The organism is Hydrogenispora ethanolica (assembly GCF_004340685.1).
Lineage (GTDB): Bacteria > Bacillota > UBA4882 > UBA8346 > UBA8346 > Hydrogenispora > Hydrogenispora ethanolica.
Genome location: NZ_SLUN01000002.1, coordinates 133,733 through 157,917, shown reverse-complemented (window position 1 = coordinate 157,917; position 24,185 = coordinate 133,733). Strand labels below are relative to the sequence as shown.

Annotated in this window: 22 protein-coding genes and 1 other annotated feature; of the genes, 7 read left to right on the top strand and 15 right to left on the bottom strand. The window is 58.3% G+C overall.

Features of this window, described 5'->3' with window-relative positions; all coding sequences use genetic code 11:
* The first annotated feature begins 216 nt into the window (after positions 1-216).
* Positions 217-1,065: a GNAT family N-acetyltransferase gene (locus tag EDC14_RS02325; RefSeq protein ID WP_132012569.1), complete on the top strand. Its 849-nt coding sequence runs from the start codon at positions 217-219 to the stop codon at positions 1,063-1,065.
* 882 nt (positions 1,066-1,947) lie between these two features.
* The gene (locus EDC14_RS02315; protein ID WP_165907735.1) at positions 1,948-3,021 is read left to right on the top strand and encodes a GerAB/ArcD/ProY family transporter; all 1,074 of its coding nucleotides are present in this window, start codon (positions 1,948-1,950) and stop codon (positions 3,019-3,021) included.
* Here EDC14_RS02315 and EDC14_RS02310 read toward each other — a convergent pair.
* The 3 genes from EDC14_RS02310 to EDC14_RS02300 are packed head-to-tail and all read right to left on the bottom strand — an operon-like array spanning position 3,002 to position 5,988.
* Positions 3,002-3,220, bottom strand: coding sequence for a hypothetical protein (locus tag EDC14_RS02310; RefSeq protein WP_132012566.1), 219 nt, complete (start codon positions 3,218-3,220; stop codon positions 3,002-3,004). The two genes, EDC14_RS02315 and EDC14_RS02310, sit on opposite strands and share 20 nt — an antisense overlap.
* Before the next feature lies 1 nt (position 3,221).
* A complete protein-coding gene (locus EDC14_RS02305) occupies positions 3,222-4,415 on the bottom strand; it encodes a Ger(x)C family spore germination protein (RefSeq protein WP_165907734.1) in 1,194 nt (397 codons plus the stop codon).
* A gap of 25 nt (positions 4,416-4,440) precedes the next feature.
* Positions 4,441-5,988, bottom strand: coding sequence for a spore germination protein (locus EDC14_RS02300; RefSeq protein WP_132012564.1), 1,548 nt, complete (start codon positions 5,986-5,988; stop codon positions 4,441-4,443).
* Between the two features lie 1,077 nt (positions 5,989-7,065).
* On the opposite strand from EDC14_RS02300, the gene ilvB reads away from it, so the two are divergent.
* Entirely contained in the window at positions 7,066-8,688 is a 1,623-nt protein-coding gene (gene ilvB, locus EDC14_RS02295) for a biosynthetic-type acetolactate synthase large subunit (RefSeq protein ID WP_424337388.1), read from the top strand.
* 75 nt (positions 8,689-8,763) lie between these two features.
* Here ilvB and EDC14_RS02290 read toward each other — a convergent pair whose 3' ends face one another.
* From EDC14_RS02290 to EDC14_RS02280, 3 genes are all read right to left on the bottom strand, one after another.
* Positions 8,764-10,494, bottom strand: a complete 1,731-nt coding sequence (locus tag EDC14_RS02290) for an adenylyl-sulfate reductase subunit alpha (RefSeq protein WP_341540138.1) — start codon at positions 10,492-10,494, stop codon at positions 8,764-8,766.
* Between the two features lie 135 nt (positions 10,495-10,629).
* A complete protein-coding gene (locus EDC14_RS02285; protein WP_132012562.1) occupies positions 10,630-12,051 on the bottom strand; it encodes a serine/threonine-protein kinase in 1,422 nt (473 codons plus the stop codon).
* Positions 12,052-12,182: 131 nt separating this feature from the next.
* Positions 12,183-12,392: a hypothetical protein gene (locus tag EDC14_RS02280; RefSeq protein WP_132012561.1), complete on the bottom strand. Its 210-nt coding sequence runs from the start codon at positions 12,390-12,392 to the stop codon at positions 12,183-12,185.
* A 53-nt stretch (positions 12,393-12,445) separates the two neighbouring features.
* Here EDC14_RS02280 and EDC14_RS02275 point away from each other — a divergent pair, with 53 nt between their 5' ends.
* Complete coding sequence (locus EDC14_RS02275) at positions 12,446-12,727, top strand: ACT domain-containing protein (protein WP_279388723.1); 282 nt, start codon at positions 12,446-12,448, stop codon at positions 12,725-12,727.
* 135 nt (positions 12,728-12,862) lie between these two features.
* Positions 12,863-14,221: a PFL family protein gene (locus tag EDC14_RS02270; RefSeq protein WP_132012560.1), complete on the top strand. Its 1,359-nt coding sequence runs from the start codon at positions 12,863-12,865 to the stop codon at positions 14,219-14,221.
* A 129-nt stretch (positions 14,222-14,350) separates the two neighbouring features.
* Here the strand turns inward: EDC14_RS02270 and EDC14_RS26565 are convergent, their stop codons facing one another.
* From EDC14_RS26565 to ypeB, 8 genes are all read right to left on the bottom strand, one after another.
* The gene (locus tag EDC14_RS26565; RefSeq protein ID WP_165907732.1) at positions 14,351-14,500 is read right to left on the bottom strand and encodes a hypothetical protein; all 150 of its coding nucleotides are present in this window, start codon (positions 14,498-14,500) and stop codon (positions 14,351-14,353) included.
* Positions 14,501-14,689: a hypothetical protein gene (locus tag EDC14_RS02265; protein WP_132012559.1), complete on the bottom strand. Its 189-nt coding sequence runs from the start codon at positions 14,687-14,689 to the stop codon at positions 14,501-14,503. It abuts the gene before it with no gap.
* Positions 14,690-14,692: 3 nt separating this feature from the next.
* Positions 14,693-15,490: an oxalate:formate antiporter gene (locus EDC14_RS02260; RefSeq protein WP_132012558.1), complete on the bottom strand. Its 798-nt coding sequence runs from the start codon at positions 15,488-15,490 to the stop codon at positions 14,693-14,695.
* A gap of 157 nt (positions 15,491-15,647) precedes the next feature.
* Entirely contained in the window at positions 15,648-16,379 is a 732-nt protein-coding gene (locus EDC14_RS02255; RefSeq protein WP_165907731.1) for a 2-phosphosulfolactate phosphatase, read from the bottom strand.
* Positions 16,380-16,444: 65 nt separating this feature from the next.
* Entirely contained in the window at positions 16,445-17,371 is a 927-nt protein-coding gene (locus EDC14_RS02250) for an LCP family protein (protein WP_132012556.1), read from the bottom strand.
* A gap of 480 nt (positions 17,372-17,851) precedes the next feature.
* A complete protein-coding gene (locus EDC14_RS02245) occupies positions 17,852-18,217 on the bottom strand; it encodes a hypothetical protein (protein WP_132012555.1) in 366 nt (121 codons plus the stop codon).
* Between the two features lie 219 nt (positions 18,218-18,436).
* Positions 18,437-20,017 carry a phosphoglycerate dehydrogenase gene (serA, locus tag EDC14_RS02240; protein ID WP_132012554.1) on the bottom strand — a complete coding sequence of 527 codons (1,581 nt, stop codon included), beginning with the start codon at positions 20,015-20,017 and terminating at the stop codon, positions 18,437-18,439.
* Between the two features lie 142 nt (positions 20,018-20,159).
* Positions 20,160-20,379 (bottom strand) — a binding site (T-box leader).
* Positions 20,380-20,469: 90 nt separating this feature from the next.
* Positions 20,470-21,831, bottom strand: coding sequence for a germination protein YpeB (ypeB, locus tag EDC14_RS02235; RefSeq protein ID WP_132012553.1), 1,362 nt, complete (start codon positions 21,829-21,831; stop codon positions 20,470-20,472).
* A gap of 191 nt (positions 21,832-22,022) precedes the next feature.
* Between ypeB and EDC14_RS02230 the strand changes: the two genes are divergently transcribed.
* Both EDC14_RS02230 and EDC14_RS02225 read left to right on the top strand, forming a co-directional pair.
* The gene (locus EDC14_RS02230; RefSeq protein WP_165907730.1) at positions 22,023-22,538 is read left to right on the top strand and encodes a PadR family transcriptional regulator; all 516 of its coding nucleotides are present in this window, start codon (positions 22,023-22,025) and stop codon (positions 22,536-22,538) included.
* A gap of 62 nt (positions 22,539-22,600) precedes the next feature.
* Complete coding sequence (locus EDC14_RS02225) at positions 22,601-23,980, top strand: NAD(P)H-dependent oxidoreductase (RefSeq protein WP_132012551.1); 1,380 nt, start codon at positions 22,601-22,603, stop codon at positions 23,978-23,980.
* Here the strand turns inward: EDC14_RS02225 and EDC14_RS26560 are convergent.
* Positions 23,959-24,108: a hypothetical protein gene (locus EDC14_RS26560; protein WP_165907729.1), complete on the bottom strand. Its 150-nt coding sequence runs from the start codon at positions 24,106-24,108 to the stop codon at positions 23,959-23,961. The two genes, EDC14_RS02225 and EDC14_RS26560, sit on opposite strands and share 22 nt — an antisense overlap.
* Positions 24,109-24,185 lie beyond the last annotated feature (77 nt).

Below are 24,185 nucleotides of genomic sequence, written 5' to 3'. Positions count from 1 at the left end.
GATCGATCATTTGTGAATCAAGATCCATCATTGGTGGATAAAGATCTTCCTTTTGTGAATCGAGATCGATCATTTGTGAATGAAGCAGTTGCCTGAAGCGTTCCCGATCGTTCTTCTGTGGATAAACCGCTTGCTTTTGGGAATGAAGAGTTGCCCCCGGGCGGCCGCGCCTGACGGACGGAACGATGCTGAAAAGCTGGAGGAAAATACGGAATCATGCGCTTGAAATCACTTCATGACGAATCGCTGGCCACGATTCACGCCGCTTTCATCGCGGCGTTCAGCGATTATTCGGTGCGGATCGAACTGCCCTACGAGCGGTTTTTGGAACATCTGCGGGGCCGTGACATCCGGCTGGCCGATTCGTTCGGCGTTTATCATGAAACTGGGCGGCTGATTGGGTTCGTGCTGAATGGCCTCCGCGAGCGGGACGGAGTGACCACCGGTTACGACGGCGGCACCGGATTTCTCCCGGCCTACCGCGGCCAGGGCCTGGCCGCGCTGTTATTCGCCGAAATGCAAAAAGAACTGGTCCGGCGGCAGGTCCGGCGCTATCTGCTGGAAGTCATCCGCGACAACCAGCCGGCGCTGCGGCTCTATCAGAAGCTGGGCTTCACCGTCACCCGTAATCTAAACTGCTACCAGTGGCAGCGGAGCGCCGCGCCCGCCCCCCCGGTCCCCGAGGAGCTTCACCTGGCCGAACTGGATCTGGCGGCGCTGGACCGGTATCAGCACTGGCTGGACTACCAGCCGACCTGGCAAAACGCGACCCCGTCCATTCTGAATCTGAAGGATCGCTACCAGGGACTGCGGATCATGCTCGGCCAGCGCGAAGTGGGCTACGCCGTCATCCACCGCGAGTACGGCGACCTCCCGCAGCTGGGATTGGCCGAGGAGCTCCGCCGGGAGCGCCTGCCGCTCCTCGGCATGCTGGCCCCATACACCCGGTCGGCGGTCCTCAAAGCCATCAATGTCGAGGAAGGCAGTTATTTGGGCCCGTGGCTGATCGGACAGGGGATGCAAGGCCACGTCGATCAATACGAAATGGCCAAGGATCTGGGCTGAGCGGCGGCCCCTGGCCCGCCGCTCCCGCCCGCGGGTTCACTCCAGGCCGCATTTTCTCATGGCCTGGCGTTTGATTCGCCCGATCAGTTCCTTGCCGCCGATCACCGCGCCGCCCACGGCGTCGCCGCGGCCCATGATGTACTTGGTCAGGCTGCATTTCCCGCGACCTGATGTTTTCGCAATCCCTCAACCCGGAGCGGAACGGCTCAAAAGCAAAAAGAAAAGGGCCACCCCTCTCGGGCCGCCCCTTTCCACGGCAAATCGCCGGAAATCCGCTTTCAAGACGATAACCGATGTTCTATACCTGTACTGCAGGAAGATTCATTGCCGCGGCATCCTTTACCCCCAGAAAGCGAATCCTACCACCAATAAAACGAGGATTAAGAAGGTCAGAAAAGCAATACCGATGCCCCAGCCTCCTCCGCCTCCCCACAAAGCTTGTTGATCGGACATTAAATACCCCTCCTTTTTTTCATCAGAGGACTAATTGCTCTCATCGAGTCCTTTTATTCCATATTATGAAGCATTTCCAACCAATGCATCACGGCGAAAGAAACTTCATGCGAAAAATGCCTTTTGACGGCCAAAAGGAGTTTTTTGAGAATATGCTTCATTATCCTATTCATAAACGTAGTCCCATAAAAACTTTGGCCCGATACGCAACTTGACCTGAATCGAAAAGCATCAGCAAAGGCTCATTTTTTATCTCCCGCCTGAAATCGCTTCTTTCACTCCCGACCCGCGCCAACTCGCTTCGTGACCCGATATTTGGAATATCTATGCTAAAAAAAGGAAAAATATCTTCAATCCCCCATTTTGGCAACCGGCCGTACGCCGGAATATCGTCATGGACCAAATTTCCAAAGGAGATCATCTGCCCAATTGAGCGCCTCAGACAAGCAAAGCATCGCCGTGATTGTCCTGTATATCATCGGAACATCTTCCTTAGTCATCTTCTCCCTGCAAGCAAAGAGAGACTTATGGCTCGGCATCCTCCTGTGCTACCTGATGACTTTGCTGATGGCCCTGATGATTGGCAGGATTAAGGTTTTGTTTCCCGATATGGATATCTTTCAAATCTTCGAAAAATGTTTTGGAAAAGGGATTTCCAAAGTTATAAACGTCCTTTACATACTATCCGCCTTTTACGTCGTGGTGCTCATCAACACCTTTCTCATCCATTTCATCCGGGTCACGGCTTTGCCGAACACGCCCAAAGTCATTCTGAACATTTTTATAACCGTCATTTGCGTATGGATGGTGAAGGGCGGAGTGGAATTGATCGCCGATTTCGCAACGCTGTTCTTTATCCCCGCGTTGCTTTCGATTGCGGTGATGATCATCGCCCTGATTCCGCAGATGAATATCGGAAACCTGCTCCCCCCTTTCCAGGAAGACATCCGGCATACCTTGTATGGCGCCTTGTCAACTTTTATTTTCCCTCTGGGGGAAACCGTGGTCTTTGCGGCCTTTTTCCAAAAATTCAGCGCCAGGAAATCCTCTTACAAAGTGTTGTTGATCGGTTCAACCATCGGCGCGGTGGTGGTTTTCGTCATCTCGGTATCCAACGTGCTGGTCCTGGGGATCGATCTGGCCTCTGACGTTTATTATCCTACCTATCTTTCCGCTTCGAGAATTACGCTCGGCACCTACCTGCATGGGCTCGAACTGGTTTTATCCATTGTCTATATTCTCGGCGCTTTGGTGAAAACCAATGTCTATTTCTCGGTCTGTTGCAAGGCAGTGACCAGAACTTTCGGTTTCCAAGACGATTACCGGTTTATTGTCACGCCCGTCGGGCTCCTCATCTTCTGTGCCGCGCTCTTTTTCTATGAAGGTCCGCTGGATTATACCCTTTGGCTCAAAAAAAACCTGGTGCCGTATTCCATCCCCTATATCATCATCGTTCCGGTGATTACCTTTATCGTCGCGGAACTCAGGAAGAAAAAAGTTTAGACAAGGCCGTCACCAGATCATCCATTGGTTTTGCCGGACTTGGCAACCGGACGGCGACGCTCAGCAATAAACTCACGACGAATGCCGCCAAAAAAATGCTCGCGTACAGGATTAACTCTTTGATCCGGTTCGCTTTCACCAACGGCGTGATTTCGACGAATCCTATCAAGACATAGGCCGAGATGACGAACAAGAACATTCTAGCGCCCTTCTTTCGTTTCCGCCATACTTTGTTCGCTGCCGGTAACGTTCAACTCCACCCGGACCACGGCCGGGATCCTCGCGTATACGCTCTCCCAATGACTCCGGATTCTCCGCCATTGCTGCGGATATTTGTTTTCGACCTGGCTTCCAAAGCCCAGAACATCGCTTTGATACTTTTCTTTGAGCAGATTCAGCAACTCCATGATTTCGGCGGCGATCATCCGCTGCGCCTCTTCCTTCAATTTTTTGAGCGCAGCGGGTTTGAACACTTCTTTGACGCCGTCGATCTCAGCGATTTGGGCCTCTATTTTCACCCGGACCTTCATTCGCAAGGTGTTTTGGGATAATACCGGTTCGATGGCGGTTTGGCAATGGCTGGTTCGCAGCGAAACCTGCGGCAGGGTTGAGTGCCCGGATGGCCGGAGCACGAAGACCACCCGGTTCAGCTTATTCAAAAGCAACGCAAGGATCCGCGTCTGTTTGCCGTCGAGCCAACCCGCGACCTTGGTTCGCCGGAAAACCGCCGTCCCGTTGATAAAAGGCAGTTTTCCGCCATCGGAGTCTTCCAGGCGCACGGCGGGCAAGTGAATACAAGCGCTGGGCGAGCTCAAGTCGTACATCACCTCCGAGTAAGGCATGCTGATGAAGGTCTCGGCTTCCGCAGCGAGAAACAGCCGATCCAGGTAGTATGAGATAATTTTCTCCGTCTGCGGCTCGGCCCGCTGTAAAATTTCCCCGGCGGTTTTTTCTTCCGAAAAGACCATCCACATGGTTTCACGGGTTTCACCGTTTCTTTTGACCCAATCCATGGTGCCAATGAATAAGCGCTCGTTTTCCATGATTCCGGCGCCCAGGATCAGAATTTTCGAGTGGCTCCACAATAACCGCCGTCCCGCTTTAGAATGCAAGGCCACGATGGCCTCCGGTATGTTTTGGCCTTTGGCTTGATAGATCTTTGAAGTGAAGCTGCTTTCCTTGTCCGATGCCGTGGGCAATGCGATCTCCACCGTCAGCGAAATCCCCCGGCTCTCGCGGTCATAGTCAACCGCCGCGCCGGAAATGATGATCTGGTCGTCGATCTCCCGGTAATCCCAGCATCCCCCGAGCAGTGCCGGTATCGCGAGGATCATGGCCAGGATGAGCCCGGTTGTTTTGATTCCCGTGGTTCGCTTCGCGCTTGTTCGGTTCATCGCGCTCCCATCTTTCCCCATTTTCTTAAGGCTTCGAACCCGGATCGGCCCGCCCCTGCCGGATCCGGTTCAGCGCGCCGATAAATCTCGGCCGGTTTATCATGTACCACCACGGCGCTCTCAAAACGGTATCCTTTAGATCCTGAAGATTCATCGCGTTCAAGGGGGTCATATAAGGCACTCCGAAAGAGCGGATCTGAAACAAATGGACCAGCAGTCCGATCATGCCGAAGAGGTAGCCATAAAAGCCGATAAAGGTAACAAAGATTACAAAAACGAAGCGCAAGATAATAATGGCTCCGCTCAGTCCGGGGATCATCAGTCCGGTGACCGCGGTCAATCCGATAATGATCACCATCGGCGCGCTGACCAGGCGCGCTTGCACCGCCGCCTGACCCAGGATGAGTGCGCCGACGATGCTCAATGCTTCCCCGATGGTGCTGGGCATCCGCATCCCCGCCTCGCGCAAAATTTCGAACGCCAATCCCAGGATTAAGAGTTCGATGGCGGTCGGAAAAGCGACTCCTTGCCGGGCTGCCGAGATGCTGAGCAGCAAGGGAGTGGGGAGTATCTCCTCATGAAAAGTTGTCAGAGCCAGGTAAATGGCAGGAACACTGATCGCGAAGAGAAAAGAGGCGATCCGGATCATCCGGTTGATCGAGGAGAAATAGAAATTGATATAATAATCGTCGTTGGACTGAAAATACTCGACGAAAACATGCGGCAAAGTGATCGCCACCGGGCTTCCGTCCAGAATCAGGGCCACCCTGCCTTCCAATAGTTTCGCAGCCACCACATCCGGCCGTTCCGTGTTCCCGATGGTTTTAAACGGCGAAAGCGGCGCATCTTTAATGAATTCGACGAGATAGCCCGTGCCCAGTATGCCGTCGAGCTTGATTTGATCCAGCCGTTTTTCCAATTCCGCCAGAATCGCCGGACTGGCCAAGCCTTCGATATAACAGATACAGGCCTTGGTCCGGGAACGGGCGCCCAAAACTTTCATGGAGAATTTCAGCCGATCAGTATGGAGTCGCCGTCTCACCATGGACAAGTTCATCATCAGCGATTCCGTGAATCCTTCCTTGGGGCCGCGCAGCGTCTTCTCGCTTTCCGGCTCGCTGATAGCCCGGGTTGGCCAGCCTTTGGAGCTTATGATCAACGCTTCCGTCTCGCCCGCGCAGAGCAGAACCGTATCGCCATTGTGGAGAGCTTCCGTCAGGCGCTTCACATCGGCCGTCTTTTGCACCTCATCGGCCTGAATGACCTGGGTTTGCAAGATATCCACCGGGCGCCGCCCGGCTTTTTTGGGTTGGACATCGTGGAGGATCGGCCCGATAATGTGTTCATTGATAATCTCCGGATTAACCATTCCGTCCACGAAAACGGCGCAGTATTCCAGGTCGGCATCGGCCGGGTTGCTAAAACGCCGGTAAATCACGGTATCGTCGTTTTTAAACAACCGGCGGAAGAGCGCCTCATTGGATTCGAGGGAGTCGGACAACTGAAATACGGCATCGCTTTGCGGAGATTGGCCCGATGGAACCGGTTTGTTCTTGCGCCAGCTTTTATACATGGAGCTTCACCCAAATATAGTATCCGGATCCAATGGATAAAATATGTGGATCACTCCGGATCGCCGGCGGAAGAATTCGGCTTTTCGCACTATCCCCGATGTTGTGCCAAGCGCCGGTCCATCTGCCCCGCCGCTCCTCCCGCCGGGAGCAACGCCTCCGTCTCCCGTCCCGATCCTCTAATATATCAGCCGATCCTCGCTCGTGTCAGGTATGGTCTTTGGTCCAACTAGGATATTCTTCATCCTTGTAAGGGATGCTCGAATCCGTGTTAGGGATGCCTCGATCCTTTCAAGGGATCCTGCGATCCTTGTAAGGTATGCCTCCATCCGTGTCAGGGATGGTTTTCATCCTTGTAAGGGATCCCTTGATCCTTTCAGCGGATCCTTTGATCCTTTCTTCCCGAAGGATCATCCTACCATCCCGAAGCCTTCGGGAACCTTCCCCAAGGTTCCGGGATAAAGGACCAAAGCTTCGGGATGCTTCCCCAAGCCTCCGGGAAAGAGGACGAATCTTTCGGGAACCAAGACGGAATCCCGGGGATGCATCCCCGCGGCTTCGGGAAACCGGACCGCCGCATATCCTTGGAGGCCGGAGCCTCTCCCAACCGGACCAAAACCGCGCCTGACCGGTTTCTCCCCATCCCCTGCTCCGGCGCGGGGCGGCACCAATTCCCCTAAACCTTCCTCACGCTCCGGAAAAAATGCGGCTATCCATTCTTCAAGAAGGCCGAGTAATATTTTATATTAGATTTACGAGAAGTTATAATGATTGAGATATATCAAAGCGATACTGTGTAATTCAGTAATAGCGGGTATTATCAATATATACTATTGATAACCCTTACCATTGCAACAACTTTTAACATCGAATTGATAATTATTATTTCTATTTACTCATTAGTAAATGAGTAAAATATGCTTAATATCAGTATGTTGTCGATATCCAACTTTTCAAATCAACGTCATTAAAGGATTTATATTATATATGTACTTACAAACCCTTTAATATCAATAGTTTTAAAATATGATTGACATATTTAAATATTTGAACTATATTGTATATAAATTCCAAACGAGGTGATTCTCTTGAATCGTTCCGGCGCTGAAATATTGCTCGACTGCCTTGCCCGGGAAGGCGTGGAGCTGCTTTTCGGGTACCCGGGCAGCGCGGTGATCCACATCTATGACGCGCTTTACGGGCATCCCACGATCCGCAACATCCTGGTCCGGCACGAACAGGGCGCGATCCACGCCGCCGACGGTTATGCCCGCAGTACCGGGAAGACCGGCGTCTGCCTGGCCACTTCCGGACCCGGGGCGACCAACCTGATCACCGGGATCGCTACCGCCTATCAGGATTCGATCCCGCTGGTGATCATCTCCGGCCAGGTCTCCAGCTTTCTGCTGGGGCGCGACTCGTTCCAGGAAGCCGATATCCGCGGCATGACCCTTCCCATCACCAAGCACAACGAACTCGTCACCCGGCTGGCCGACCTGCCGCGCGCGGTGAAAGAGGCTTTTTATATCGCCCGTACCGGACGGCCCGGACCGGTCCTGATCGACCTGACCAAGGACGTGACCCAGATGCAGGATCAGGCGGAATATCCGGATGCCGTTCACCTGCCGGGCTATCAAGCCCGGCTCGGACCGCGGCCCGGCCCGATCAACGAAGCGGCGGCCGCCATTGCCGCAGCCAGGCGGCCGGTGCTCTGCGCCGGCGGCGGCGTCATCTCCTCCGGCGCCGCTCCCGCCTTGCGGCAACTGGCCGAAACGCTGGCGATTCCCGTCGCCGCCACTCTGATGGGACTGACCGCTTTCCCCGCCGGACACCCGCTCTCCCTGGGACTGTTGGGAGCCAACGGCACCGCCGCCGGCCGTTGGGCGGTGAACCAGGCTGATCTGTTCATTGCAGTCGGAGTGCGCTCCGCCGACCGGGTCACTCCCCATCCGGCCGTTTTCGCGCCCCAAGCCCGGCTGATTTCGATCGATATCGATCCGGCGGAACTGGAGCAAAACCGGAGCTCCCGGATCTCGCTGGCCGGGGACGCCAAGGCGGTATTGAGCATGCTGCTGGAGCGCCTGAAACCTGCCGGGCGCCCCGAATGGCTGGCGGAGATCGCCGCCCGGAAAGCCACTTCCGTCCCGCTCTCCTCCGCCGCCGGCCTTCAGCCCCGGGCCGTCATGGCCGCACTGGGCCGGATCACCGGAGGAGGGGTGTTCATCTGCAGCGAAGCCGAGCAGCCCGCCATCTGGACGGCGCGTTTTTATCCGTTCCGCGAGCCGCGGACCTTTATCGCCGCCGGCGGGCTCGGCACCGTGGGATTCGCTTTTCCCGCGGCCGTGGGAGCGCAGGCCGGCAACCCCGGCCGCCCGGTGGTCGCGGTCGTCAACGCCGCCGGAGTCCAGATGTGCCTTCAGGAGCTGGCGACGCTGGTCGCCAACCAATTGCCGGTGAAGGCCCTCATTTTGAACCGGCGCAACCCCCGGCCCGACCGGCCGCAAGGGCTCGCCCCGGAGAGCCAGCCCGACTTCGTCAAACTGGCCGAGGCTTACGGCGCCAAAGGTTTTCGCATCAACATCCCGGAACGGCTGGAGGAAATTCTGGGCGAAGCGCTGGCCGCCTCCGGGCCGGCGCTGGTGGACTGCCCGGTGGATTGGACGGAGGAGGATCTCCCGGCGCTGGCGGCGGCCCAGGGTTGACCCCTGCGGCGGATCAAAACGAGGCGGGATTGCTCCCGCCTCGTTTTGGCTCTTTGAGCCGGCGCCACGCCGCACCTACCGCGGCAGATACCGCTCCCCCGGTATCAACCGCACGTAGGGCCGCTCCAGCATCCGGATGGCGCCGCTCTCCGGATCCTTCACCGAATTGACGAACTTCAGCCAGTTGAAATCGTCCCGCTCCGGATAGTCGGTCCGGGTCTGAAACCCCGGCCACCGGGTCTCCTTGCGGTAGGCGAGATGCTCCACCACTTGCCGGGCCACCGCCACCCGGTCGATCACTTCCTGGCAGGCCAACAGCTCATGATAGTCGGCGGCCACCAAATACTGGAGCTGCCGTTCCAACCGCGCCAGCTGCCGCCCGGCCTCATCCAGGCCGGCCTCGTGAATCTCATAGAAGGTGCTAATCCCGCCGGCGTACTCATCCATGATCTTCTGCAGCCGCTCCTCGGCCTCGGCCGGGCCGACTCCCTCGGCGCCGTCCCGGAACCGGGCCAACGGCCGGTAGGAACGCTCGATCAGCCCCGGCAGGGCCATCTCATCCAGCTCCGGCTCATCGGCCTGCTGGAGGTCTTCGACAATGGCCCGGGCGGCGATGATCCCCTCGGCCCAACAACCGCTGACGAACTTGTAGGGATAGCCGCCGGCCACGTCCCCGGCGGCATACAGTCCGGGCAGGGTGGTGCGGCGCTCGCGGTCGATCCAGTAGCCGGCCTGGCAATGGCCGCCCATGATGTACGGCTCGGTGCCGCAGATCTCCACCGGCGTCTCGGCCGGATTGAATTCATTGGCCGCCCATTGCAGAACGATCCCCGGATACATGTCGAGATAGGCGGCTTTCAGTTTGCGGACCTGATCGGCGTCGAGATGGCGGGTATCGAGATAACAAGGACCGCGCCCCGCTTTCTGCTCCTGCACCGGACCATAGACCCGGAGGCAGGTCGGCGCCCCTTCGCCGCCCTGATGTTTGAAGCGCAGCTTCATAAATTCCTCACCGAGCGCGTTCCGCTGTTTGGCCCCGAATCCCAGGGCCAGCGTCCCGGTGGGGCAGATCAGATCCTTGGTGCGCAGGGCGATAAAACGCATCTCAAATCCGGTGAATTCGGCTCCGGCCCGGATCCCCATGGCATACCCGCCCCCGGTGTTAAAGGGCGGGTACCACATCTTGTGCGCCGCCCGGCCGGGATTGTTGGGGCGGTAAAGACCGGCCGCCCCGCCGGTGCAACAAAGCACCGCCTTGGCCGTGACCCAGTGGAATTGCCCGTCCCGGACTCCGACCCCGGCCGCTCCGACCACCCGGCCCTCATCGATCAGGAAATCGACGGCGTTCACCCGGTTCAGCACCTGGACTCCGGCCTCCCGGACCGCCGCCGCCAGGATCGGTTTGAGCGATTCGCCGTTGATCCGGATATTCCAGCGGCCCCGCGGCTGGTAGCGGCCGCTCTCGTCCTTCTGGACCGGCAGCCCCCAGCTTTCCACCTTTTGGACCGCGGCGTTCAGCTCCTGAGCGCCCGAGTAGACCAGATCTTCGCGGAGCAAACCCATGGCGTCATAGCGGACATATTGGGTGAATGATTCCGGCGTTTCGCCGGGATTAAGGTAAGCGTTGATGGCGTTCATCCCAGCGGCCAGGCAGCCGCTGCGTTCGATATGGGCCTTCTCCATGATCATCACCCGCAAGGTCGGGTTGAGTTCCTTTACGGTGGCCGCCGCCAGGCAGCCGGCGGTGCCGCCGCCGATGATCAGGACGTCGGTCTGATGCCGCACCGTTCTAACCTGTACTTCCAAAACGAAAATTACCTCCCCGTGCTTTCTACTATTAGGTACTGTATGCAGAAAGCACGGGGAGGGTGTCAATGATGATGCGCGGAGAGTGACAGTGGACGGGGCGTGCCGCGGCCGGCGCGCCCCGGACGGGTAGCTTCAGGGCTTCGATCCGGCGGGAGCGGGGGACGGAGACGGCAACCCCGCCGGGCCCGGACTCGCCGGCGCCGGTGCCGGGGTCACCTTCTCCCGCCGTTCGGACTTGGAGAGGACCCGAATATCGGTGATCCGCCAGATCCGCTTGACCGGCCGCAACGTCATCCGATCCTTGCGGGTCAGATACTGGATCTGCGTCGGCAGGGCCATTTTCAACGTGTATTGGGCTTCATACACCGCTTGCTCCGGCGAGCGGGAGATCTCCCGCACCGTCAGGCCCTCAAAAGAAACGGTCGCGTTATCCTTGGTGGTCAGAGAGTATCCCTGTTGGGCCTTGTTCATCACATGGAGATTGGTGACCATGTCCGCGAAACTGTTTTTGGCCCGGTAGATGGTCTCGTCCACCAGGGAGACGTCGATCTTGCTCACGCCTTGAAAATAGTAACGCACCACTTTCAGGGGCGGGGTCTTGGGGTTCAACACCTGCATGCCCTGGGGCCGGAAGAGCAACGCCAGCGCCACCAGAATGACCAGGCCGATTCCGGTCGCCATCCCGTATTTTTTCATCCAACGGTGCCACTTCTCCCGGGTCTCGAAGCGCTGCCGGTTGGCATTGCTCTGCGTCTGATACTGGCGGGCCTCCTCAGCGTCGCTCCGGAGCGCCCGGCCTTCGATCAGGCCGGCCAGCCGGGAGGCGATGGCCTCCAGGGATAAGCGCCGCGCCGGATCGGCCTCCAAGGCTTGCGATACCAGTTGATTCAGGGCGGGACTGATCTCCGGCCGCCGGTCGCGCAGCGGCAATACGCTGGCCCGGACGATCTTATCCAACCGTTCCTCGGCATTGGCCGCCTGAAAAGGATCGGCCCCGGTCAGCAGCCCGTAGGCCAGCACTCCCCAGGCGAAACTGGCGGTCCGGTCAGTGGCCGGGCGCCCCAGAATCTGCTCCGGCGCCGGAACCCCATGATACTCCTCGGGCAGCGATTTGCCCAGAAAATGCAAGACGGGCGGATCGAGCAGGTAGACCGCTCCGGAGGCGTCGCTCCGGACCATGCCCGGACTCAAGTCTTCAAAGAAGCGGCCGTCCTGTTGATACGCTCCGACCAGCCGCGCTATTTTCAGCAACGCCTGGCAGGCCGTTTCCAGATCCTCGGTCCGGAACCGCGGCAGCGGATCCTCGGGCAGCGCCGGCCGGACCAGAAACAGATCGCCCTGGTGCTTTTCGACTCCGGCATAGCGGATGAATGCCGGGTCCGTTCCGGCGAAAGGTTCATGGATCACTTCTTTCAACTCCCGGATCAGTTCGAAGCGCATATTCTCCTTGGGCGGCATCACAAACGGAATCCGGTCGAAGATCATTTTCGTCCCGTCTGCGGCGACGAATAACAACGCCTCCGGGCTCAGCTCGGCCTGGAACTGGTATTCCATGCGGGTCACTCCTTTGGAACCGATTTCAATCGTACCTTCAGACTATTATACTATACGCCACGCGATTATTCGAGACGGATGAGCGGTCTTCCCGTTAGGGGCGGCCGGGCAAAGCCGTCCCCCGCCAACACTTATTGAAACGTGAAATGAAACGAGAAATTCCCAACTTTTTCGGCGCTGCGGCGCCGGGCGATTAACCAATGCTTAACCTGGCCACTGCAGGATTCATGAAAAGAATCGCGAATACTTTCCAGCATATCTTCACGCATTGCGTCTCTAAAATTCGGCAATTCGGCGCGCGTCGTTCGGACAGCGCGGTTCATCGTGACTTTCCCTGCCATTCCGTAAAACACGCCTGTTAATCAAGGCATTTTCATTACCGAGGTGATAAAGAGTGAATGAAACTGAGCATGCGGTGATCACCGTCATGGGCCAGGACCGGGTGGGCATCGTCGCCGGCGTCTCCAAGATCCTCGCCGATAACGGCGTCAACATCGTCGACATCAGCCAAACGATCATGCAGGGCATCTTCGCCATGATCCTGATGGTCGACATCTCCCAGGCCAAGCAAGACCTGATCGCGCTCCAGGAGACCCTGCAGGCGGCCGGGGCAAGCTTGGGCGTACGCATCGTGATCCAACACGAAGATATCTTCCGTTACATGCACCGGATCTGAACCTTCGCACCTTCTCACGGCCGGTCCCTGCCCGACGCGGCAGGTTCTCATGCGGCCAAGCAAGCAAAATCGGCCGCCATTTCGCTCCCTTTCCGGGCGCTGAATGGCGACAGCGAAAATTTGGAGTGATGGACAATGCCCTATACCCCCCAGGAGATTCTCGAGACCATCTCGATGATCGAGAATTACCATTTTGACATCCGCACCGTGACCATGGGGATCAACCTGCTGGACTGCGCCGGGCCGGACGTCGCGGCCACCTCGGCCAAGATTGCCGCCAAGGTCCGGCGGCTGGCCGCCGATCTCGTGGCTACCGCCCAACTGATGGAACGGACCTACGGCGTGCCGATCATCAACAAGCGGATCTCGGTGACCCCGATCGCGCTGGTGGCGCAAGGCGCCGCGGGCCCGATCGCGGAGATCGCCCGCACCCTCGACGGGCTCGCCGAGGAACTGGGCGTCGATTTCATCGGCGGTTATTCCGCGCTGGTCCACAAGGGGGCAACCCCCGGCGACTTGCGGCTGATCGATTCGCTGCCGGAAGCCCTGTCGAGCACCAACAAAGTCTGCGCCTCGGTCAATGTGGCCACCACCAAGGCCGGGATCAATATGGACGCCATTATCAAGCTGGGCCGGGTCATCAAGGAAGCGGCCGAACTGACCCGGGAGCGGGACGCCATCGCCTGCGCCAAACTGGTGGTCTTCGCCAATGCCCCGGAGGATAACCCCTTCATGGCCGGCGCTTTTCATGGCGTGGGCGAGCCGGAAGCCACCATCAACATCGGCATCAGCGGTCCCGGAGTGGTTAAGGCGGCGGTGGAACGGATCCCCGATTGCGATCTCCGCGAATTGGCGGAGGAGATCAAGCGGGTCGCCTTTAAGATCACCCGGGTCGGCGAGTTGATCGGCAGAAAAGTCTCGGCCGCCCTGGGCGTGCCTTTCGGGATCATCGACCTCTCGCTCGCGCCGACCCCGGCCATCGGCGACAGCGTGGCCAATATTCTGGAAGCGATGGGCCTGGAGCGCTGCGGCGGGCCGGGGACCACCGCCGCCCTGGCGATCTTGAATGACGCCGTCAAAAAAGGCGGTTCCATGGCCTCCTCGGCCATCGGCGGCTTGAGCGGCGCCTTCATTCCGGTCAGCGAGGACGCCGGCATGATCGAGGCGGTCAAGGCCGGCGCGCTCTCCATCGAGAAGCTGGAGGCCATGACCTGCGTCTGCTCGGTGGGCCTGGACATGATCGCCGTGCCCGGCGACACCTCCGCCGCCACCATCTCCGGCATCATCGCCGACGAGATGGCCATCGGCATGATCAACAGCAAGACCACGGCCGTCCGGATCATCCCCGTCCCCGGCAAAGTCATCGGCGACGAGGTCAACTTCGGCGGCCTGCTCGGCTCGGCGCCGATCATGGCGGTCTCCAAGTTCAGCCCGGCCAAGTTCATCGGGCGCGGCGGGCATATTCCCGCCCCCCTGCAAGCCTTGACCAACTGACCGGCCTCGCGGGCCGTCCTATCGATGCAACGACATGATTTGAATCACATGATTTGCGAAAAAACGGTGGAGCGTTCGTTATTTTCGCAAATCATATACCCTATGGATTCATGTCGTGGCATATGAAATTCAACCCGTCCGGAGAATCTGCCGGACGGGTTTTGTTTTTGAGCCGGCCTGCCGGACCGGTTGCCACTCCGGCGGAAGCGGCCGGACCATCCGCCGGACCGTCCGCCAGGCCGGCGGAAGACTCCGCCGGTTCCGCTCTTTGTCGCGCAACTACTGCTCAACCTCCCGCAACCCCTGCCCGACCCCGCGCCGGAACCGCGGAATCCTTTGCAACCCTTGCGGCAGGCTCGGCAGCCCCGGCGAGGGACCCTGCCGGCCCGGCAGCAGCGGATGCGTCTTCGGCTCAAGCCGGCAATCATGAAGTTTCAACCCGTAAACGGCGGTGATGCCGTTTGCCATGGTCTACAGGCCATGCTTCAGCCGCTCCATGATGCTGTCGAGATAGAGCCGGACCTGTTCTTCGGCCTCCCGGCGCAGGACCAATCCGGGGGTATGTTCCCGCAGCTGTCGATAGAGGGCAATGGCTTCCTGCAAAGCCAGCGCGCAATCCAGCGGGTTATGAGCGGCAATCGTCCGTTGCAGCTGCGCCGCTTCGGCCGGAGCGTCCCGTTCCAGATAGCGCACACCCCGCGGCAGCTTGCCCCGGCCCAGCAGCGCCAGCGGGCCCAGGACGGTCTGGCGCAAATAAGACAGCATTTCGATGGCTTCGAATAGCTCCCCCCGCCCGATCTTCACGGTAATGTAATGGACCCAGACCCAAAAACGGTCCTCGATCCATTGCCGGTCCGGCTGGGGATAGCGCGGTTCGCCCCCGGCCAACGCCGTAGCAAGGGCTTCGTCCCGCTGCCAAAGGATGACCGGGTCTTCCACCCGGTGGGCCAGGTCCTGCAAGCCCACAAATTTTAAGTCGACATGGAGCAGCGGCGGACCGTACAAGCAGATCAGGAGGCGGGGCTCTCCGACGTGCTCGCCAGTGAAAGCCGCCAACACTTTCCCCAGCTGCTCCGCCATTGTCAGCCGCTCCCGCGAGACTTCCGCCTCGTATTCCGGGGCCACGGCGATGACTAGATCGATATCGGAAAACTCATCCATCGACTGGGTGATCCATGAACCTCCGGCGGCAATGCCCATGATGCGCGGGTCTCGCTGAAAGCGGTCGATCGCCCGGTTTACAAACTCGCGATGCTGTTCCAGCGCCATGACTTCCTCCAGGTAAAAAAAGGTATTACTGCAGTTTACAACGCACCGCGCCTTTTGTCAATACCGGCGAATTCGCCGCGCCGTTCCGACCCTGGCGGGGACCTAACAAAAAAGCCATGGCCCGGGGCCATGACTTTTCGAATCAATCTGCGCCGGATTATTCCACGGCCACCCGGCCGTTGGAATAGCGCGGCAGGAGCGGCATGCTGTTGAGGTCGGCACAGGCGGCCAGATCCTGCTCCAGGCCGACCTCGATCAGGTTGCGGCCGTTGTCGGTCTGGCGGAAGAACTTCTCCAGGCCGATGGATCTGGCCTCGCGCTGCGCATAGAGCGCGGTCTTGGCCGCATCGGTCAAACCCGGCTCGAGCCCGGCGTCGATCAAGCCGCGGATAATCCAGCCGGCGCAGGCCAGATCCTCCAGGCTCAAGCCCCAATTGCCCCGGCCGGCGCAGGCGATCACCAGATCCCGGCCGGCCTGGCTCAGATACTCGATGACGGCCTGGACATTGAGGAAGCTCCCGATCAGCACCTCCGCCGCGCCTTGGGACGCCAGCTTAATCGCTTTGGTCCCGTTGGTGGTCGACAGGATGATCTTTTTGCCGGCGATCCGTTCCTCGGTATATTCCAGCGGCGAATTGCCCAATTCGAAGCCGTCGATCCGCAGGCCGCGCCGTTCGCCGCCGGTGATACACTCCTGGGCTCCGATATTCTTGGCCAATTCGACGGCTTCCGCCGGCTCGACCACTGGGATCACTTCGATCGCCTGGTGATGGAGCGCGGTCACGATGGTGCTGGTAGCCCGCAAGGCATCGATGACCACCGTAATTTTATTGTTAATCTCCGTATTTCCGCTGAGTTGCGGGAGGGCTAATGTTACATCCGCTTGCACTTTCATTCCCCCGATATCTGTTCGAATTTTGACGTTTGCGCCACGGTCCCCGGCCGGGTGCAGGTTTACTGCTGAGAAAGGACCGGCGCGGCACGTACCGGCCGCTGCGGTTTCAACTCCGCCATCAGTTCACGGACCTTGGCGCGATCGGGCTTCCAGTACGCCTCGTAAAAGCTTCCCGGCAGGGTATAACTGCGGATATCCGTTTCGGGATTCAATTTACGCGCGAATTGAATCAGTTCCAGCATCTGCCCGGTCTTCAGGTCGGTCCGCATATATTTGCGGGCGATGCCGAGCATGGACGGGATTTTGACGATATTCAGCGGTTGTTTCAGCTTGGTGTACAGCGCCAGCAACAGTTTGCGCTGCCGCTCCACCCGGCCGATGTCGCCCAGCGGCTCGTGGCGGAACCTCACGTATTGCAAGGCCTTGACGCCGTCGAGCACTTGCGGGCCGGGATCCAGCTTGATTTTGTACACGCCATATTCATCGGCATACCGCATTTTTTTATCCACATTGACTTCAATGCCGCCGACCAAATCGACCAACTGCTGAAAACTCTCGAATCCAACCTGCATGTAATGATCGATCCGGCAGCCGGTCAGCCGGGTCACCATCCGCCGCGTCAACGGAATTCCCCCCAGGACGCTGGCCTCATTTATTCTGCCCAATCCATGACCGGGAATATTTACGAGACTGTCGCGGGGAATGGAGACCAGGGAAGCCTTTTTGGCAACCGGGTCGAGAATCGCCAGGATCAGCGTGTCGGTCCGGGTCAACGCCGGGGTCTCCTCCGGCTTCGGCTCGCCGACATTGATATCCATGCCGATCAACAACAGAGTCATGGGTTTTTTGGCGACGACGGCCGGCGGCCGCGTCTCCTTGACGTCCCGGGTAAAATAGAAAAAGCCGATGATCATCAGTACCACCAAAATCCCCGCCGCCACGATGAACGGTTTTTTCGGCGGGGTTTCCAACTGAGTCGTTGTCATGCCAATCTCCTCCTGCCAGCCGGGTGATCCAGCCCGGACCCGCTGCCGGATCTTTATCACGTTTCGCAATGGTTACGATGACCGGCGCGACCGCTGCCGGACCCCCGATAATCCTCATAATAAGAGCAGACCCCATTTTGCGCTCGCGTTTCTCGAAAGCTTGTACGGGATCCGGGAGTTTCAACATAGGATAGAACGCGCGGATGAGCCGGGACTGTCGCTCCCCATCACTTGTTTCATCTCATCCATATGCCGGCCAGGGCGCCGGTAAACCATCCAGCGCGACCTACTTTTCATCACGGAGCTGAACGCTATTTATCATTTTATCAGATTTTCTATTTTCGCGCCAAAAAAGTTTTGGCGACTCATAATATAGAATCAACATTTTTATTGACATTTTCGCCCAAATATCACAAATATCATCAAATGTTAACAAAACCGGCCGAAGGGCTCCTCTCTTCCCCAATAAAAAGAATCCGGTTAACCCGGATTCCCGTAATAATAACAAAGGTAGCCTTGGTCGGCGTCGCCGATCCCGTCCCTGAGGAACGGAACGACTTCTAGAATACGAAGATCAAAACGGATGAAGTTCTGAAAATCATTCACCTTATCGATTTCGACCATCGCCACCCGCCGTTTCATGCCCGGCTTGAAATGAATAATCTCTCCTAAAACCCCCTCCTGAAAACGGCCTTCTTTGATCTCGGCGCAAAGATCCGGAGCAATCTCGGAGTTTTGATAGACGAGGTGAATCAGATAACCGCTTCCCAGGCTGGTGATGCTATCGACCAGCCATTGGCTTTTGATCAGCAGATGGAGGGTTTTAGGTTGTTCCGGCTGCCGCATGCCGCTCGCCCTCCGTTCCGTTAAACAACCCCGCAACGCCGGAAACCCGGATCCTGCTTCGCCGCTCGGCGCGAGCCACGTTCTCCACCTACCTGACGTAGCACCGTCAGCGCCTCCACCGCGCCGTATGGCGGGAACTTATCCGAAAAATCCGCTGCGTCGCACATCGGGGTCTGCTAACCATATTATGCGGGACACCGGCCGCCGGTTACCGGTTTATTATAATATAATGGCCCGGGCTTTCTGGACTGATTTGGCCTTTTCCAGCTTGGCAAGGAGTTCCGGCGCTTCGGCCGTGTCCACGTTGAGCACCATCAGGGCCTTGCCGCCCTGTTGTTTCCGGCCCACCTGCATCGCGGCAATATTCACTCCGGCCTGGCCGAGCACGGTTCCGACCTCGCCGATGACGCCGGGTTGGTCGGTATGGTCGATCAGAATCATCTGCTCCGACGGTACGGTGTCCACGCGGTAGCCTTCGATCTCCACGATCCGGGCCTCCTCATGCTCAATGACCGTTCCGGTGAGGGTGTGGGTTCCGTGGTCGCCCGCGACCGCCACCTTGATCAGACTGGAGTAGCCGGCCGATTCCTCCGCTTTGAACTCGGTCACTTTGAGGCCGCGTTCCTTGGCCAGGAACTTGGCGTTGACCTGATTGACCTCATCGCCGAGGCTGGCTTGGAGGATCCCCTTGAGAATCAATAAGGACAGATACGAGGTTTCGACTTTGGAAACTTCGCCCCAATAGCTGACTTCGATCTTGCCGATCCGTTCCGTCGCCAGCTGGGCGGCGATCTTGCCCAGGACTTCGGCCAGATTGGTGAAGGGTTGCAGGGCCTTGCGGACCTCGGGACGAAGCGGCGGCAGGTTGACCGCATTCTTGAAGCTCTCGCCCTTCAAGACCTTGATCACTTCGTGGGCCACGTCGACGGCCACGTTCTCCTGGGCTTCCCGGGTGGAGGCGCCCAGATGGGGGGTGACCACGACCTGAGGTAGCTCGATCAGGGTCCGGTCCGCCGGGGGTTCGCTGGTGAAGACATCCAGCGCCGCGCCGGCCACCTGACCGCTCCGGATCGCCGCGGCCAGCGCCGCCTCGTCGTAAATGCCGCCCCGGGCGCAGTTGACCAGGCGGACTCCTTGCTTCATCCGGGCGAATTCGGCGGCGCCGAAGAGGCCCTTGGTCTCGGCGGTCAACGGCGTGTGGACCGTGATAAAATCGGATTCGGTGATAATCTCTTCCAGGCTGGCCAGTTTGACCCCGAGCGCCGCCGCCCGCTCCTCGGTCAGGAACGGATCGTGCGCCAAAACCGTCATCCCCATCGCCAGCATCCGTTTGGCCACCTCGGTGCCGATCCGGCCCATTCCCACCACGCCCAGGGTTTTCCCGTTAATCTCCACTCCGGTGAAGCTCTTGCGATCCCAGGCTCCGCTCTTCAGACTGGCGTGGCCTTGCGGGACATTTCTGGCCACCGCCAGCAGCATCGCCACGGACAGCTCGGCGGTGGAAAGGGTATTGCCATCGGGAGCGTTCAGGACGATGATCCCTTTTTTGGTGGCGGCCTCGACATCGACATTGTCGACTCCGACGCCGGCCCGGCCGATGACTTTCAGGTTATCGGCCGCCGCGATAATCTCCGCCGTGACCTTGGTCTGGCTGCGCACGATCAGCGCATCGTAGTCCTTGATCTTGGCCAGCAATTCCTCTTTGGTGTGATCGGTTTTGACCTCCACCGCGAATCCGGCTTCTTTAAACAGTTCGACACCGGCCGGCGTAATCGGGTCACTGATCAAAATCTTCGCCATCTTGGACACCTCTTCTTTTCAATTTAAATTGGAGAGACCGCCCATTCCCGCCCAACGCTTCGGTCCGCCAGCGCCGGGACGGGATGCCCGGTCCCCTTACGACAACGTTCAATCGAGAATAAATAAAAACGGCCTTTCGTCATGTAGGGACGAAAGGCCGTGGTACCACCCTATTTTCCGCCGGATCACCGTTTCCGGGGACGGAATCTTTGGTTTAGCGTTAACGGGCTAGCCCGATGGAACTTACTGTAATTTCATTCCATGGCTCCGAGGGGGATTCCGCCTGTTCCGCGCCGGCTCGCAGCAGCCGCCGGCTCTCTGAAGACGGTAACAAACGTACTGGTCCTCTTCATCGCGATCAAAATTTTATCTGTATTATACATTGTCAGACATTTCCCTGTCAATGAATTTTGATCCGACTCGGCCGGAATGTTTGCCATGGTAAGCGCGGTCTACATCAATTCGTTGCCGTTCCTGTCCACCCGGCGGATCTTCTCCTCCTTGCCGGTCTGCGCGTTGTAGTAGAGCAGATAACGGTCGTTCTCCTGGCGGCCGGCCACCTCATAGCAGAACACCTTGTTGAACTGTTCGTCCAGTACCTGGGCCCGGCGGATCCGTTCCAACTGCAGATGAGGACTGATAAAGTCCCGAATTTGCAATTCCGTTTTTTGCAGCAGGACCGGCTGCGCCGCTTCGGGTTCATAGAAAGTCAGGTAGGCGACGGCGTCGACCCCCAGGATCTCGCCATTATCCCGGGCGACCTGGACTTTGACCATCTCCGGATAATAGAGTACCTGATGGCGGAGGGGGACCATGGTCAGGAGCGCGATGTTGCCGTTGCTCTGCTGGCTGACCTTCTCCATGCCGGGATAGCCGTTTCTGGCCAAAAACTGCGCCGCTTGCGCAGCGCAATGCTCCAGCGAGAGCCTGGAGGCATTGACGGCGCGGTTCGACAACAACCAAGCCAGATGGCCGCCTTTCACGCTGAGGCTCACCCGGCAGTTACGGTTCGGATTGCGCCGGTCCGTGGCGGATATCATATAACTGGGAAAATTGCCTTTGATAATCCGCTCATACCGGACGGTGGCGTTGTTCCATTGCGGTCCCAGGACCCGCCGCGTGGTCACCACCGCGTCTCTGCTGCTGATGTTGGCGCCGGTCAAGCCGGTCGGTTTGGGCGTAAAGTCCAGATTGTTGCCCTGGAGCTGAATGTCCGGCGAGCGGCGCAGGCCGTCCTCCAGCATGATAAAGGCTTTGGTGACTTTGTTATTGTTCATGGTGGCGCTGGGGATGCCGGCCGCTCCCAGGGTTCCCATCCGGTCGACCTCCAGCCATTGAGCGCGATTCGTATAAAACTGGTCCCGCAGCTGCAGCAGGTGGCGCGAAACGGTCCGGGTCTGATCGCGCAATTGTTTCAGGATCTTCCACTGCTCGTCGTTCAAGGCGGTCCCTTGGGTCAACCGGTTCTGCGCGGTATCGAAGGAGAACGCCCCGGCTTTGGCAAGGACCGCTTTGGTCCGCGAGAGTTCGACGGAGGTCAGGGGCAGCTGGCCCAAGTTTTCCTGGCTGGAGTTGGCCTCGCGCCAGATATTGGTGAGCGAGCGCAGCGATTGGACGAAAGAACCGGCCACCAGCCCCTTGGACATCTCCGTCTCCATGTTGGACACATGGGCGGTCAGCTCTTCGAAAGCCCGTTGGTACTGGTTTTCGGCGTTGATCTCCCATTGCCGCTTGGCTTGATATTGCGAATATCCCCATCCGCCGGCTGCGACTAGGGCCAAAAACAGCACGGGAATGATGAACTTATTTTTCATGGCAACCACCCTCTCTTGGCAATTCCTTTTTGTAATATTCCCTGCGGCAGCCGGTTGTTATGCGGCAATTTGGAGAGAAAGGGCGGCGGTCCCGTTTTGGGGTTGACATATTTTAGCTTTATCGGTATATTATATATCGAAGTGATATACATCATATAGATATAAAAATCTCACCTAAGGAGTCCATGCCGATGATCGACAACATGATATTGGGATTTCTCTTCAAAAAGGCCATGAGCGGCTATGAGATCAAGCAGATGATGGGGATGAGCACCGGCTATTTCATTGACGCCAGCTACGGCAGCATCTATCCGGCTCTGAAAAAACTGGAGGACCAAGGCCTGATCACGGCGGCCGAGACGGTGGAGAACGGGAAGTTTAAAAAGATTTATACCATCAACCAGGCCGGAAAAGCAGTCTTCCTCCGGTGGCTCTCCGGGCCGATCCCCCTGCCGCGCCGGGGGCTGGAACATCTGTTGCGCCTTTTTTTCTTCGGTCTGCTCCCCATCGAACAAGTCAAGGAGCTGATCCAAAACTTGCTGGCTGATTTGAAAGCCGCCCAGGCCGCGACCGAAGGGCTGGAGCCGCTGATCAAGGATAAGGCCGACTTTTTTGAATTCGCCACCCAGCAGTTTGGCAAGGATTTCTATCGTTTCATGATCCAGTGGTATCAGGATTTCCTGGAACGCTTGGAAGACCGAGTTTGATGAGAAGAGGCCCGCTCCGTTTCACCCGGCGCGGGTCCGATTACGAAAAGGAGTGAGTTCCGATGCAGATTACCGTGCTGAACGGCAGTCCCAAGGGGGAGATCAGCGTCACGCTGCAGTATGTCCGTTACCTTCAAAAAGCCTTTCCGGAGCATCAATTCAAGATCTTTCACATCGCGCAGTCGATCCGGCAACTGGAGAAGGAACCGTCTCTGTTTGAGGAGGTCATCGCCGCGGTGGCGGCCGCTGATGGAGTGCTGTGGGCCTTTCCGCTTTATATCTTTCTGGTACATGCCGATTACAAACGGTTTATCGAACTGATCCGGGAACGCGGCGCGGCTGCCGCCTTCCGGCATAAATATGCCGCCGCACTGAGCACTTCGATCCATTTTTACGACCATACCGCCCATAATTACATCCAGGCGGTCTGTGATGATCTGGAGATGAAATACACCGGGTATTTCGCGGCAGAGATGGACGATCTACTGAAGGAGGAGCTCCGAAAGCAGTTTCACTGTTTCGCGGCCGGCTTCTTTCATGATATCGCGGTCCAAGCGCCGACCGCCCGGCGCTACCAGCCGCTGCCGCCAGCGATGCCCGCCTACCTTCCGGGCCCAAGCCAGGCCGGGCCGCGGGTGGCGCTGCGCGGCCACCGGGTGGTGATTGTGGCCGACGCCGCCGGGAGCGACACCAATCTCGGCAAGATGCTGGCAAAATTCGAATCCTGTTTCAGCGAGCCGGTGGAACGGCTCCAGCTCGATACGCTGAAGATCAACGGCGGTTGCCTGGGCTGCATCCGCTGCGGCTATGACAATGTCTGCGTCTACGGGGACAGCGACGATGTGCGGCAGGCTTACCAGAAGTTGGAAGCGGCGGATATCGTAGTCTACGCCGGCACCATCGTCGACCGGTACTTCTCCTCCCGCTGGAAACTGTTTATCGACCGCCGCTTCGAAAAGACTCACCAGCCCCTTTTCACCGGCAAGCAGTTCGCCTACATTATCTCCGGGCCGCTCAGCCAGCTGCCGAACCTGACGGAGATCCTGCATTCCACGGCGGAATATGACAGGGCCAATCTGGCAGGGGTGGTCACCGACGAAGCCGGGTCCGGAGCGGAGATCGACGCCCTCCTGGCCGACCTCGCCGAACGCCTGGTGCGCCTGGCGGACCAGCAGTACGTCCCGCCGGCGACCTTCCGGGGCGTCGCCGCCACCGTCATTTTCCGCGACGCCATCTGGGGCAGGCTCCGTTTCGTCTTCCAGGGCGACCATCGCTACTTCAAACGGCACGGCTTCTACGACTTCCCGCAGCAGCAATGGGGCCAACGCTTCTTCAACGGCTTCATGACGGTGCTGTTCCGGATTCCCCCGGTCCGCCGGGTGATCCAGCGGGAGACGAAGCAGCAGATGATCGCGCATTTTCAGAAAGTGCTCAAGCCATAGCCCTTCTTCAGCGACAGCGCTCCGGCGATTCGAAACCTTGATTTACTATGTTCGCGGCCGCTGCCGGTCTGGCGGCGGCCGCGGGCAATTCCGGCGAACCGGGTCCGGGGAACGGCTTTAGAAGCCATGTGATAAAGTCTCTTTTCAACCGATTCAGCCGTAAAAGGTTTAAAAATCGACTTTATCACTTGCTTCTCTGAGCTTT